Raw genomic sequence first — 13,677 nt, 5'->3', positions numbered from 1 at the left:
CCAAATTGGTGAACGAGCTTTTTCCTGTTATTCACTTACCAGTTTTTCCGCTTTTTCAATCGCCAGCAGGACTTGGGCAAAACCTGTACCGCCCGCACTGTTACGGCGTTTAACTGCCTCATAAGGATTTAATGCATCATAAATATCCTGATCAAACAACTCGGAAGCTTCCTGGAATTGTTCAATGCTCAGGTCGACTAAATAGCAGCCATTCTGGACACAGAACAATACAAGCTTCCCAACCACTTCGTGCGCCTCACGGAAAGGCATTCCCTTTGAAGCCAGGTAATCAGCTAATTCCGTCGCATTCGAGAAGTCATTTTTTGTTGCTTTTTCCATTACGTCCGTTTTCACTTTCATCGTTGAAATCATGCCGGCAAATATTTTAAGTGAACCAACAATGGTCTTAACCGTATCAAAAACGCCTTCTTTATCTTCTTGCATATCTTTGTTATAAGCAAGCGGCAGTCCTTTCAAAACAGTCAATAACCCCGTTAGGTTCCCATAAACCCGTCCAGTTTTACCACGGATCAATTCCGCCATATCAGGGTTTTTCTTTTGTGGCATAATGCTGCTTCCAGTGGAAAACGCATCATCCAATTCAATGAATTGGAATTCCTGGCTTGACCAGAGAATGATTTCTTCGCTGAAACGGGATAAATGCATCATCATTGTCGCACTGTTGCTCATGAATTCAATGGCAAAATCACGATCACTTACCGCATCAAGGCTGTTTTCGTATATTCCATCAAACCCCAATAGCTCCGCACTGAGGTCACGGTCAATCGGGAAAGTCGTCCCAGCTAATGCCCCAGCACCCAATGGAGAAATGTTGATTCTTTTGAAACTCTCGGTGAAGCGCTGCTTGTCACGCTCAAGCATCCAAAAATAGGCCATTAAATGGTGGGCAAACGAAATGGGCTGTGCACGCTGTAAATGTGTATAACCTGGAATCAGTGTTTCCACATTTTTCTTGGATTGTCCCAAAATCGCTATTTGCAAATCATTGATGAGTTCCAGAATCACTTTCGTTTGGTTCCGCATATACAGATGAAGGTCGGTTGCAACTTGGTCATTACGGCTTCTTCCTGTATGAAGCTTTCCGCCAACTGGACCGATTTCGCTTATTAGCATACTTTCCAGGTTGAGGTGGATATCTTCCATCTCAACCTTAAAAGTCAATTCACCCTTCTCAGCTTTTTCCTGTAAACTTTTCAGACCCGCAATGATCTGATCCGCATCTTCTTCAGGTAAAATGCTGCATTGCTTTAACATGGTTACATGAGCTAAACTGCCTTGAATATCTTCAAGGACAAGTTCCTGGTCAAAGGAAATGGAAGCTCCGAACTCATCTACCCATTCTTCGGCAGATTTCGTAAATCTTCCTCCCCAAAGCTTGCTGCTCACACTGTCACCTTCTTGCTATTGACCATGCTGTTCACTTTCGTTGGAAGTCCCCATAGCTTAATGAATCCAACTGCTGCATCATGATCGAATTCGTCCGCTTTTGTATAGGTAGCCAATTTTTCGTCATATAGGGAGTACTCGGATTTTCTTCCTTCAACAATCGCATGACCTTTGAATAGTTTTACACGTACCGTACCCGTTACATTCACTTGTGTTTCTTTCAGGAATGCAGCCAAAGCTTTTTGAAGCGGAGAGAACCAAAGTCCCTCATAAATCAATTCAGTCATTTTCTTCTCGATCACCGGTTTGAAGTGAGCCAGTTCTTTAACAAGCGTGATATCTTCAAGTTCTTTGTGGGCAGCTATCAATGTCATCGCACCAGGAGCTTCATAGACTTCACGTGATTTGATCCCTACTAATCTATTTTCAACGTGATCGATACGTCCAACTCCGTGTTTGCCGGCAATTTGATTCAACTCGACGATCAGGTCAGCCAATTTATAGTTTTTATCATTCAATGTAACCGGCACACCTTGTTCAAAACCAATTTCAATGATATCGGCAGTATCTGGCGTACATTCAAGGCTTGTAGTCAAATCATAGGCCTCTTCCGGCGGAGCTGCCCAAGGATCTTCCAGGATTCCGCATTCGTTACTTCTTCCCCAAAGGTTTTGGTCAATCGAGAACGGGCTCGCCATGCCAATCGGAACGGGAATGCCATTTTTCGCTGCATATTCAATCTCCTCTTCACGAGACCATTTCCAGTCACGGACAGGTGCAAGGACTTGCAAATTAGGGTTCAATGCGGAGATGGATACTTCGAAACGCACTTGGTCATTTCCTTTTCCCGTACAACCGTGTGCAACGGCTACCGCGTTTTCCGCTTCAGCCACTTCCACTAATTTCTTCGCAATCAGCGGACGTGATAAAGCAGATACCAATGGATATTTCCCTTCATACAAAGTATGTGCCTGAAGAGCCGTCAATGCGAATTCATCAGCGAATTCGTCCTTCGCATCAATGACATAGGAACTTACCGCACCGACAGTGATCGCTTTTTCCTTAATGAAGTCCAAATCTTTTCCTTCTCCGACATCCAAGCAGCATGCCACAACTTCGTACCCTTGATCTTGTAACCATTTAATTGCAACGGAAGTATCCAAACCTCCGGAATATGCTAAAACAACTTTTTGATTTTCCATTTCCATCGTCCTTTCGTGTGAATAAAAATTCATCGTTTGTTATTTTTATTCAATCTATGATTAGTACTTTATCATCTTTATTAATGGAATACAAGGGGTATTTTAAAGATTTCGCTAAATAATCCGCTAATATTTTCAGGGAATTTACACATTGGATGCTTCCGCGAGAATATAGTAAACTAGGAGTATGATAAATCGAAAAGCGGAGGGCATATGAGAGAACTATTTATCTATGATGAAAGGCTCGGCATCTCCATTCCCGATTTGAATCTGGAGTGGGATGAATATACAAAAGGCGAGCAGCAGCAAATACTCGTACATTGGGAGAATATCCGGGGAAGCATCCCGGACCGCATCAAGGAACTGGAATCCACGATTAACCGAAAGCAGTTTCGGCTCTCCGATGAGAGTAATTTCGCCAAATCATGCCAGCTCAATTCCGAAATTGCGGAACTTGCTTCCATCATCAATGATTTATGGCTTTGGTATCGTGCCAATCAAGCCGTGACGGAAAAGATGCATAATTAAGGCCTATTCCATGCAAAAAAGCCACAGTTTAAAACTGTGGCTTTTTTTTGCATCCCTCTTATAAATCCTTGCGGAGTTCACCGACGACATGTCCCAATTCCGGAAGAATCAATTTATTCATCGCAAGCCGAACCGCCCCTGATGAACCCGGGGTGGAAAAAACCGCTTTGTTGTTCACGACTCCGGCAATCGCCCTGGAGAGAATGGCAGCTGCCCCGATATCCTCTTGATAGCTGAGCATACGGAAAATCTCACCAAAACCGGGTATTTCCTTGGTCATCAATTCTTTGACCGCCTCGATCGTTACATCCCTTTTGGCGATGCCAGTGCCCCCATTTGTTAATATGACATCAACCATACCGCTTTGGCTGCCAGAAGTGACCGCATCCTGAATCGCCTTTTGCTCATCTTTAACGATTACATATTCCGTCACTTCATGACCACTCGATTTCAATAATTCCTTCATCAGTGCCCCGCTTTTATCCGTTTCTTCATCACGCGTATCGCTGACGGTTATCACCATGCAGCGAACTGCCTCCGTGACGGCTTTTTTATGATTCTTGACACTCATTCTCCATCAGCCTTCTTCTCCAGTAAATAACGATATTGATAGAACTTCTGTGCAAATTCACTGACATTCCTGGTCATTTGATAATTGGATCCAGCCCCGATGGCCATGCTGATGAACGGTATGCCCCGAACCAGTTTTTTGCGGAAAACGGCAATGGATAATGCTTTCAACAGCTGCTTGAGCGGCTGTTCCATCCATGTAGGGTTTGTCAATTCTTCGATTCCTAAATAAAAATAGTCATCTTCTGCGGTCTGGACCTCCCGGATCAATTCTTCCCAGGCTATTCCTTGGAGCCTCTTTGGCATCGCTCCTGCATTGAATACCTTAAGGGCCAGCATCATTTCAAACGGTGTATTCACCTCGACACCATAAGACATCGCAATCAGCTGTACGATCCTGACATTGATGACGGTCATGGCCGGAATATCGCTCCCCAGCAGAAGCAGGCCTCCTGATCCGCTCATCCCTCCTTGTGCAAAAGAATATAAACGATGCTTAGCGATATGCTGATTGGCTATGTAATTCAACTGATCGATCGATAAGTGATTCAAATCACTCAACGTTTCGATTTCTTCATTAAACACGCGCGCAGATGCTAAAATCCGCTCTCTTGCATCTATTTGAACTTGTGAGCTCTGAACCATGGCATGCAAATGAAAAAGCCAAGTATCAAGCTTTTCAAAAAACTGTTGTTGGACGTTTTCCGGAAGCAGGGCAAACCCCTGCTCCAACCATTTATCATAATATGCAGCAAGGTCCGTTGGCTCATATTGATAGAGTTTTTCCTGCCATTCACTAATTTCATTCCAAACTTTCATTTCCCGGTTCGTGAATTCCATGCATCAAGCCTCCTATGTACAGAATTGGTGGATTCTCCCTTAAGTATACCATAGAAGGAAGCATTTCCGAGAATAGATGATGGCGATCCGGCGTTCAAGGGTATGGATTGCCAGTACAAAAAATCCATGAGAAGGCGAGAAATTCGATAGACTGCATTCACTGGAAAGACCCCCTTACCAGAGAGATAAGGAGATCATTATAAAAAAACAGGAAGTCATGCTTTCCAGGTTTCTTTCAAAGCTATTTTCACGGTATCCCTGACAATCATGATTTCTTCATTGGTTGGGATGACCATGACTTTGACAGGGGAATAAGGTGTATTGATGAACGCTTCCTTGCCCTTGGTATGATTGAGATCCTTATCCCAATATACCCCCATGAATTCAAGTCCCTCCAAGATACGCCCTCTAATCTTTTGGCTGTTTTCACCGATGCCCGCTGTAAAAATGATGCCGTCCACACCTCCCATTTTAGCTGAATAGGAGCCTATGTACTTGTGAATCCGGTCTGCAAATACTTTAAGTGCAAGTTCAGCCCGCTCATTTCCTTTATCCGCTTCAACTTGAATATCGCGCAGGTCGCTGGAAAATCCGGAAAGGGCTAGCATGCCGCTTTTCTTATTCAGGACATCCAGCACTTCATCTGCTGTTTTTCCCGTCTTCTCCATGATATAAGGAATCAGTGCAGGGTCGATGTTCCCTGAACGCGTTCCCATGGTAACACCGGCCAAGGGAGTAAACCCCATTGATGTATCAATTGATTGGCCTCCCTTTATGGCCGTAATGCTTGCACCATTCCCTAAATGGCAGGATATCAATCGAAGCTGTTCAATTGGGCGGCCAATCATTTCGGCAGCACGCTGCGATACATATTTATGTGAAGTACCATGAAACCCATACTTCCTTATTCCGTACTTTTCATAATATTCAAGAGGTAAGCTGTATAAATAGGAACCTGCTGCCATCGTTTGATGGAAGGCCGTATCGAATACCGCAACCGCTGGCACATCATCAAGTATTCGCCTGAAGGCTTGGATCCCGGTGATATTGGCTGGATTATGAAGGGGCGCCAACTCGGAAAGCTTTTCGATTTCCTCTATTACATCCTCCGTGATCAAAACCGATTCACTGAATACCTCACCGCCATGCACCACCCGATGCCCTACGCCATCTATCTCTTCAAAGGAGTCAATGATACGATGGTCAATGAGCTTTTTCAATAAAAGCCCTACAGCCACTTCATGATTGGGTATATCCACCGTTTCAGAAACATTTTCGCCTTCGACGCTTAAAGTGAATGCGGAATTTTTCAAGCCGATTCTTTCTACAATACCTTTTGTAATTACTTTTTCACTAGGCATCTCAAAAAGCTGAAACTTCAATGAAGAGCTGCCCGCATTAATAGCCATGACTTTTGACATCGATCCTGCTCCTTTACTCTAAGTTAGTTCTTCCATATGCATCTCAATGAAGACGTGCAGTGTATTGTACAATCTTATCATGGCATGCGATTACAACCAAATAATAACGAAAAATTGCCAATCATCACTTTTCCAAAAAAAAATGAAAGCCAATGCCTGCGGCATCAGCTTTCATTGATTATTTTTCCTCTTTAAACCAATCATCCATCTGTTGCATGACAGACCTTGTCGCTTCGAAATCCGACAACTTCGGAAGTTGTACAAGCAATGCCTTCTTCGGAGCTTCGATACCCTCTTTTTTCTTTTGAAGAATCAGGATGCTTTTGGCAGCCGATTCATTCTTGAACATGGAAAGCGGCAGTTGCACCATCCCTTGAATATGTGTATGCTTCTTCAGGAAATCATTGAGTTTCGGAGCTTCTTCCGAGACGAACAGGTTATTCGGGACAATGAAGAATAGGTGTCCGCCATCCTTCGCGTGTTTAACACCTTGTTCAATAAACAAATGATGTGCATACGAATGTCCCTTGTCGGCCTTCAATTCATATTCAGCTGCACGCACATCATTCGGGTAATAACCAATCGGCAAATCACTGACCACAACATCTGAAGGATCGATGAAAAGTGGCTCCAAGCTGTCCTGATTGAAAAATTCCAGTGGATGTTCTTGCAGGTTGGCACCAGCATAAGCAAGCCTGATCAAGGTTTCATCAATCTCGACACCATATGAAGCGATGTTTTTATCAGTAAGTTGATTCATGATCGCAAATAGTAAGTTCCCCGTCCCAATGGCTGGATCGAGCATGACTATCTCTTTTTGGTCCTTGGTGAATTTACCGACTAAATAGCTGACGAACATGCCGACTGCATCAGGAGTCATATGATGATTCGGCTGAACGCTTTGCTGCATGCCTTTTAAAATGGCAAGCTGATACGCCTTACGGATTGCTTCCTTCTCATATTTCTCTGGTGAAAAATCTGCATAATGCTTCGCTAACCTTTTCTTCGATACTTCACTGATTTCATCCTGCAGGACTTTCCCTTGGAAGAAATTCTCGCCCGTTTCGCCCAAGGCGTCCAGATACGTACATGATAGTTCACTTTGCAATATTTGAGCTGTTTCATCAAATTCATAAAATAATTGTTCAACTGGGGTAGACTTCACTTATTAATTCCTCCTGTTTGCTTCTGTCCCTATTTTAAAGGTAAGAAGAAAGAGATACAAGCCGTACGTCCTGCTCATCATTCTTCGATTATTTAACGTACCGTTTTCCGTTTTGAAATTCCTCCTATAAGGAATCTCGCGCGCCCACTCCCTTTTCAAAATTTTAACCATGAGTAAGTAAATAAATACGACGTTGATTTCCACTTCAGGCACTCGCTTTCCGCGGGCGGTCTGCCCTCGGCTTGCGCCTGCGGGGTCTCCCCTAGACACGCTTTTCCCGCAGGAGTCTCGTACCTTACGTCCAATCAAATTTGTTTTGAAATTAGATAGAAAACCTTTTATCTAAAAAAGTGGCTAGGACTGGTCACACCCCAAACCATGAAATGTTATTGGGGGACTTGATTTCCGTTCCAGGCACTCGCTTTCCGCGGGCGGTCTGCCCTCGGCTTGCGCCTCCGGCGGGGTATCCCCTGGACACGCTTTTCCCGCAGGAGTCTCGTACCTTACGTCCAATCAACTTTGTTTTGAAATTTAGATGGAAAACCTTTTGTCTAAAAAATCAAATACGGGTTGTGTTGTTGCCCTGTATTTTTTTATTACTTGGATAGGCTCAATGAAGGCCCAAACAGAATACCATGCATGAGGTGGTGATTATATATGGATAATCAATATCAAAACTATCATGGGCAGGTTAATCCGATAAATCAGCAACATGATATTCAGTCAGCAGATGAATTTAACAGGCAACAGCAGGGGTTTCAACAAGGTTTTCGACAAGGATTTCGACAAGGGTATCGACAAGGGTATCGAGAAGGTTATCGAGCAGGGCAACAAGCGGGGTTTTTCCCAGGAGGACCAAGACAAATGCCGTCGTGGCCTAATGAAATTGACATAAGAGTTGGAACACCTAATGGTCAGGAATGGTCTGGCAAGGTTGTTTTACCACAAAATGGTCCGACTTTCGAGCCTTAACTGAATCCAGATATAAAAAATGATACCCTTCAATAGAAATGAAATGTATCGATCGACACAACTCCAATGAACATTAAATCCTAAAAAGGACCTGTCCACTTCAACGACAAGGTGTTTATCAACAAGAAAATCAACATTATAACAAAAAACCGGGCACATTGTGCCCGGTTTCTTAAATTCGCATCTTATTTTGCCGCTTTCGCCGCTTCGATTGCACCTTCGTAATTTGGATGGTTGGTACCTTCACTCACATATTCTACATATGTGATTTCATCAGAGCTGTTCACAACGAATACAGAGCGAGCCAATAGACGAAGTTCTTGCATGACGACACCATATGCTTCACCGAATGAAAGGTCACGGTGATCGGAAAGAACTTGAACATTGTCCAAGCCGCTGGCAGCACACCAGCGTTTTTGCGCGAAAGGAAGGTCGTTACTGATCGTCAGTACTTTCACATTATCCAATTTTGCCGCTTCTTCATTGAATTTACGTGTCTGTGCATCACATACGCCTGTATCCACGGATGGAACAACGCTGATAATGCGGACAGAACCTTTGGAGTCGCTTAAAGTAACCGGTGATAAGTCATTAGCCAATACTGTAAAATCAGGTGCTTTGTCCCCAACTTTTAGTTCTTGTCCCACTAAAGTGATCGGGTTGTTTTTAAATGTAACTGAAGCCATTAATAATTCCTCCCTTTTCTGCTATATGTACAAGCATAATAATATTTGTTTTGCCGGAATTTTGCAATTAATTGAATCAGGAAATGTGAATGGTGCTTGCACAAGTTCTGCATCCGAGCTTTTTTTGTGTAGTGGAAGAATGCAGCAAAAAGAAAAACTCGGCGGATGCCGAGTCGCAATTAGAAGTCTATATCCTGTTTAGGTTCTTGGTATCTGTTCACAGCTGGTTGACTGCCGCCTTGGTATTGATTATTTTTTTGGTTTTGATTATTGCCTTGCTTTTGATTATTGCCTTGCTTTTGATTATTGTCTTTCTTGGATAGCATGGACTGAATCTTATCGACGACTTGAGGAGCTAAATCCATCATTTTTTCGAGAAGATGCGTCCCTTCATCAAGATGAATCATTTTCACTCCATGGGAACCGACAATCAAAAAGGCAATTGGCGTTATGGAAACCCCACCGCCGCTACCGCCGCCAAAAGGCTGCTTGGAACCACCTTGCTGTCCTTGATGGTTTCCATCCATCACAAATTCGCTGCCACCGGCTGCAAAACCAAAACCCACTTTGGATACAGTTAAAATGACACTTCCATCCGGAGTTTCTACCGGATCCCCAATGATCGTGTTCACATCGACCATTTCTTTAAGATTTTCCATAGCTTCTTTCATTAAACCTTGGATCGGATGATCTGACATTTAAATTCCCTCCACTCTAGAACGATTGTTTATTGGAATCATCTGATAGCTTCGCTAATTTCCTCGACTTGAAATGCGGCTTTCCGCCTTTCCAATAACGAAGCAGTTTTATTCCAGTCACCATAGCCTGCCCGATTCTGAATTGTAATATGCAGGAAAATGACGTGTTTGCCTGCCATCTCTGAAAGTCGGGTGTAATGGAATAGGAGGGCATGATCCGAAAGTTGAAATAGGTTGTCAGCAAACCGATGATTGAACCTTTAAGTGCCCAGCATGCACCAGTTAAAACACCGGTGTGTGCAGCATTTTTAGTACCGACCTTACTATGCCAGGTGAATTTTTTGACTTTGACTTTCCCAGTGAATTGACGGACGATCTTATGGAATCCGATTATATGCTGAAGCATCTCCAGAATGTCTGCGAATCCGTCACGCAAATCTTCGGCTGTGATTTTTTTCTTTTCTTCCTTTTTTGTTTTTCCGTTCATTTCTTGCTCTTCCTTTACAACTACGGTTGCCGAGTCATCTTCCATTTTCATGACCGGAACCTTGAATGTATAGTGAAAAAGCCCGTACCAAGCTGATAATTTAATATGTATTAGGTCATTCTTTTGGACACGTTTGTAGTCGATGGACACTTTTACTTTAGTGAAAACAACAATAAGCAGCACCAAAATGAGGATACCCATAATCAACAAAAGCCACTTCATGCACCCACACCCCTTCAGCCTATCATTATCGGCATATGCAAAAAAAATAAACCTGCAAAAGCGAAAATCACGCTCTTACAGATTTATGAATGGAAAAAATCATCTTCTGATCAACACAACGCCCGTGTCAGCAAAGACATCATGCAAAGCCTGTTTCTTCGGTAATAGGCCTGCCAAGAGATAGCCAATCCAAGTGACCTTTGAAATATAGCGGCCAATCAGCTCCCTGAACAATATCGTACCCCATGAAATGGTTTTTTTCTCTTCCTTCAAGGCAACGACTTTCAATCCAAAAATCATCTTGCCTAAGGTTTGGTTCCAGAATTTGGTCATCAAAACAAAGTATAGGAAGAATACGACCCCCGTTAAGAACCCCTCTGCGGAGAACCAAAGGTCATCTGTCCCTTCATAAAATTTAAAGATGGGATGAATCAAAATCCGGTTCAAGCTTCCGATAACCAATAGATCCGCTAAATAGGCCCAAAACCTCATCCAAAAACCAGCAAAATGCACTTTCTTGACTTCGTCATCATCCACGGCCTTTTTGGCTGGTGTAAATTCCTGCTGAACGGGAACCTCTTGATCTGCCATTAGATTGGATGAAGCGATTTGTTCATTGTTTTCATTTCGTTCCGTCATCCTTCAGCCCCCCTATTCCGCATACAAATACATTAAGCGTGGAGAATTTGAAGAGGAAAGGATTTTTGTCAAGACTGCCGTTTCCACATCATTTCCCAACATTTTTTGCGCACCCATACTGAATAATGAACCGAAACCTGCCTCATCTGTATAACGGATAACTTGAGCATCCTTTTTACCGATATCAGTTTTCATAGCGGCAATTACATCATCCAAATGGCCGAAATCATCGATAAGATGGTTTTCTTTAGCCTGGCGTCCATCATAAATGCGTCCATCGGCAATTTCCCTTACTTCCTTCTCAGTCATCCCGCGGCCGTCTGCAATGATTTTTACAAATTGATCATAAGAATTATCGATCATGTCTTGGAGTATTTCACGTTCTTCACCAGTCATTTCCCGGGTTGGACTCATAATATCTTTGTGTGGTCCGCTTTTGATGGTTTGGAACTCAACACCATACTTCTTGGCCAATTTCTCGTAATTATACCCCTGCATGATGACTCCAAGTGAACCGGTCATCGTTTCTGGGCTGGCATAAATCTTATCGGCTGGTGCAGAAATATAATATCCGCCTGAAGCAGCCATAGACCCCATTGATACATAAACAGGTTTTTTCACTTTCTTGATATCAAGGATCTTTTCATGAATCTCTGCACTTTCGACGACACCGCCGCCTGGAGAATTCACCCGAAGGATGATTCCTTTGATATCATCATTTTCCTCTGCCATCTTCAGCTTATCCATGAAGGCACGGTGATTATATGTTGTTGAACTAAGTAATGAGGCTTCTCCTGTATCTTGAATCGTGCCCTCTACATCAAATACGGCAATAACATTAGTGTAATCATCGCCTTCTATGACTTCCTCGTAAAATGCACTTTCGGAAGCAAATAATTCATCAATGATATTTTCCGTATCCGCTGTAAATAGAGTAGTGGCCGCCCCTACAGCAATAGAAACAAAAAATAAAACGGCTGCGATTCCAAGTGCAGCCCAACGCTTTCCATTCATCTGTTTTCCCCCTTAAATATATGTATCCTTCTTACCATACGAACTAATACCAAAAATGTTTCATTCCATGATAAACTAAGACATATAAAATTGTAGCAAAGAATCCTCAAATTGGAAATGCATTGGTCCATTTTGCACAAATTGCATTTATCGTAAACAGGTTAAAGAAAGCCCTTTCATCACCATACATACTAGGGGGGAAACATGATGAACACTCGAAGGAATATTTATTTTTTCCATGCACCGAATGAAGAGATGCTTAGCAAGGTTGAATACTTATCAGACTTGGCGAAGCAACATTCGTATGAAGTCATCCAGGATTTCACAAAAGCGAACATTATCGTAAGCATCGGTGATGACGGCACATTCCTGCAGGCAGCCCGTAAAACCGGGTTCAGGGATGACTGTTTATATGCGGGCATTTCCACGACAGGTAACTTGAATATGTATTGCGATTTCCACTTGGAAGACAGTGATAAAATGATTGATGCCATGACAAGGGAGCAAATCGAGGTGCGTAAATATCCAACCATCTCTATCCAATTGGACGATCAGCCCTCCTTCTATGCCCTTAATGAACTCAGTATCCGCTCTTCGATCACCAAAACGTTCATCATGGATATTTTCATTGATCAACTCCATTTTGAAACTTTTCGCGGGGACGGGATCATCATTGCGACTCCGACCGGAAGCACCGCCTATAATAAATCGGTCAATGGGGCCGTTGTCGATCCCCTTCTCCCTTGCTTCCAAGTGAGCGAGCTTGCTTCCGTCAATAATAATACCTATCGGACCCTAGGCTCCTCATTCATCTTAAGCGGTGCTAAGACGTTGACCGTCCACCTTGAACAAAACGGACCAAGCTATCCGATCGTCGGAATGGACAATGAAGCGTTAAGCATCAATCATGTCGAAAAGGTAAAGGTCCGGTTAAGCGGTAAGGTCATCAAGACCGTTAAGCTAAAAGACAATTCCTTTTGGGAAAAGGTTAAAAGGACCTTTCTCTAAACGAAAAAAGGTACCGGATATGATAACCGGTACCTTTATATATGATAAAAATCTTTCGTATTTTGATAAAGGGCTTCATAGACATCCTCAATCGGCAATCCTTTAATCGAAGCAATTTGACGCACACTTTCATGCATCATGCCGGGATGGGTCCATTCCCCATTGAAAACCCCTTCAAACGGCCATGGTCCATCCGTTTCTATCATCATCAGCTTAAGTGGATAGGCCGAAACTAATTCCTGTATTTCCCTCTCATAACATACATCAGGTGTAATCGAAATGCGGTAGCCCTTTTCTGCCATTCTTTCAACTGTCCGGATATCCCCTTTAAACCAATGAAAGTGTGCCCTTGTGATTTGATGCTTATCCAAAAGGTCGCAAACGATAGGTGCATCGTCATGGACGGCATGAAGGATAACCGGCTTTTCTATCTCTTTAGCTAAGGTCAGGAACCTCTCCAGTATCACTATATATGCTGAGTTATCAATATTGGGGTTTTCCTGCCTTAAGTAATAGGGCAGCCCAACCTCGCCTATGGCAACCATATTGTGACGATGTTCCCGCATCCAGCTCAATAATTCATTCACTTCTTCATCACTCGGGAGGGGCTGCTCTGGATGAAAACCAAAGGCAGGCTTAATTCGTGAATCTTTAAGTGAAAGCTGATAATTGTTAATCGAAGAAGCCAAATTCATGGAAACAGTCAGCAAGGATTCCAACTGAACCTTTTCCATGTCTTTCAGGATCTGCTTCCGCTTATCAATATCATACTTATCCAAATGGATATGGCTGTCGATGATTCTCAAATGGTATCGCCT

Annotated in this window: 15 protein-coding genes; 3 read left to right on the top strand and 12 right to left on the bottom strand. The window is 43.0% G+C overall.

All coding sequences use genetic code 11. The features are described 5' to 3' along the window. Positions 1-27 precede the first annotated feature (27 nt). Together argH and AC1DIV_RS04115 are read right to left on the bottom strand one after the other, a co-directional pair. Positions 28-1,407 (bottom strand): argininosuccinate lyase, encoded by a 1,380-nt coding sequence (argH, locus tag AC1DIV_RS04120; protein ID WP_323596519.1) that lies wholly within the window; start codon positions 1,405-1,407, stop codon positions 28-30. Continuing rightward, the gene (locus AC1DIV_RS04115) at positions 1,404-2,609 is read right to left on the bottom strand and encodes an argininosuccinate synthase (RefSeq protein WP_034309158.1); all 1,206 of its coding nucleotides are present in this window, start codon (positions 2,607-2,609) and stop codon (positions 1,404-1,406) included. The genes argH and AC1DIV_RS04115 overlap by 4 nt, the downstream gene beginning before the upstream one ends. A 213-nt stretch (positions 2,610-2,822) precedes the next feature. On the opposite strand from AC1DIV_RS04115, the gene AC1DIV_RS04110 reads away from it, so the two are divergent. Beyond that, complete coding sequence (locus AC1DIV_RS04110; RefSeq protein ID WP_034309161.1) at positions 2,823-3,137, top strand: hypothetical protein; 315 nt, start codon at positions 2,823-2,825, stop codon at positions 3,135-3,137. Between the two features lie 58 nt (positions 3,138-3,195). On the opposite strand, the gene AC1DIV_RS04105 is transcribed toward AC1DIV_RS04110, so the two are convergent. The 4 genes from AC1DIV_RS04105 to AC1DIV_RS04090 all read right to left on the bottom strand — a co-directional run bounded on the left by AC1DIV_RS04105 (position 3,196) and on the right by AC1DIV_RS04090 (position 7,133). Continuing rightward, positions 3,196-3,708 (bottom strand): MogA/MoaB family molybdenum cofactor biosynthesis protein, encoded by a 513-nt coding sequence (locus AC1DIV_RS04105; protein WP_323596520.1) that lies wholly within the window; start codon positions 3,706-3,708, stop codon positions 3,196-3,198. Beyond that, complete coding sequence (locus AC1DIV_RS04100; protein WP_340877182.1) at positions 3,705-4,547, bottom strand: EcsC family protein; 843 nt, start codon at positions 4,545-4,547, stop codon at positions 3,705-3,707. The genes AC1DIV_RS04105 and AC1DIV_RS04100 overlap by 4 nt, the downstream gene beginning before the upstream one ends. A 215-nt stretch (positions 4,548-4,762) precedes the next feature. Further along, positions 4,763-5,968 carry an acetate kinase gene (locus AC1DIV_RS04095; RefSeq protein ID WP_340877183.1) on the bottom strand — a complete coding sequence of 402 codons (1,206 nt, stop codon included), beginning with the start codon at positions 5,966-5,968 and terminating at the stop codon, positions 4,763-4,765. Between the two features lie 178 nt (positions 5,969-6,146). After that, complete coding sequence (locus tag AC1DIV_RS04090) at positions 6,147-7,133, bottom strand: class I SAM-dependent methyltransferase (RefSeq protein WP_034309170.1); 987 nt, start codon at positions 7,131-7,133, stop codon at positions 6,147-6,149. A 657-nt stretch (positions 7,134-7,790) separates the two neighbouring features. On the opposite strand from AC1DIV_RS04090, the gene AC1DIV_RS04085 reads away from it, so the two are divergent. Next, entirely contained in the window at positions 7,791-8,105 is a 315-nt protein-coding gene (locus AC1DIV_RS04085) for a hypothetical protein (protein ID WP_241634851.1), read from the top strand. A gap of 185 nt (positions 8,106-8,290) precedes the next feature. Here the strand turns inward: AC1DIV_RS04085 and tpx are convergent, their stop codons facing one another. The 5 genes from tpx to sppA all read right to left on the bottom strand — a co-directional run bounded on the left by tpx (position 8,291) and on the right by sppA (position 11,851). Beyond that, complete coding sequence (gene tpx / locus AC1DIV_RS04080; RefSeq protein WP_034309176.1) at positions 8,291-8,791, bottom strand: thiol peroxidase; 501 nt, start codon at positions 8,789-8,791, stop codon at positions 8,291-8,293. 179 nt (positions 8,792-8,970) lie between these two features. After that, complete coding sequence (gene ytfJ, locus AC1DIV_RS04075) at positions 8,971-9,489, bottom strand: GerW family sporulation protein (protein ID WP_477575823.1); 519 nt, start codon at positions 9,487-9,489, stop codon at positions 8,971-8,973. A 16-nt stretch (positions 9,490-9,505) separates the two neighbouring features. After that, on the bottom strand, positions 9,506-10,198 hold the full coding sequence (locus tag AC1DIV_RS04070; RefSeq protein WP_477575821.1) for a DUF2953 domain-containing protein: 693 nt from the start codon (positions 10,196-10,198) through the stop codon (positions 9,506-9,508). Between the two features lie 99 nt (positions 10,199-10,297). Continuing rightward, a complete protein-coding gene (locus tag AC1DIV_RS04065; protein WP_072273375.1) occupies positions 10,298-10,837 on the bottom strand; it encodes an RDD family protein in 540 nt (179 codons plus the stop codon). Between the two features lie 12 nt (positions 10,838-10,849). Then, complete coding sequence (sppA, locus tag AC1DIV_RS04060; RefSeq protein ID WP_072273376.1) at positions 10,850-11,851, bottom strand: signal peptide peptidase SppA; 1,002 nt, start codon at positions 11,849-11,851, stop codon at positions 10,850-10,852. Between the two features lie 207 nt (positions 11,852-12,058). On the opposite strand from sppA, the gene AC1DIV_RS04055 reads away from it, so the two are divergent. Beyond that, positions 12,059-12,859 (top strand): NAD kinase, encoded by an 801-nt coding sequence (locus AC1DIV_RS04055; protein WP_034309184.1) that lies wholly within the window; start codon positions 12,059-12,061, stop codon positions 12,857-12,859. Positions 12,860-12,894: 35 nt separating this feature from the next. On the opposite strand, the gene AC1DIV_RS04050 is transcribed toward AC1DIV_RS04055, so the two are convergent. Further along, complete coding sequence (locus AC1DIV_RS04050; RefSeq protein WP_477575819.1) at positions 12,895-13,665, bottom strand: TatD family hydrolase; 771 nt, start codon at positions 13,663-13,665, stop codon at positions 12,895-12,897. Positions 13,666-13,677 lie beyond the last annotated feature (12 nt).

Source organism: Peribacillus sp. 05N428 (genome assembly GCF_056397085.1).
This window is presented reverse-complemented; position numbering and strand designations above follow the sequence as displayed.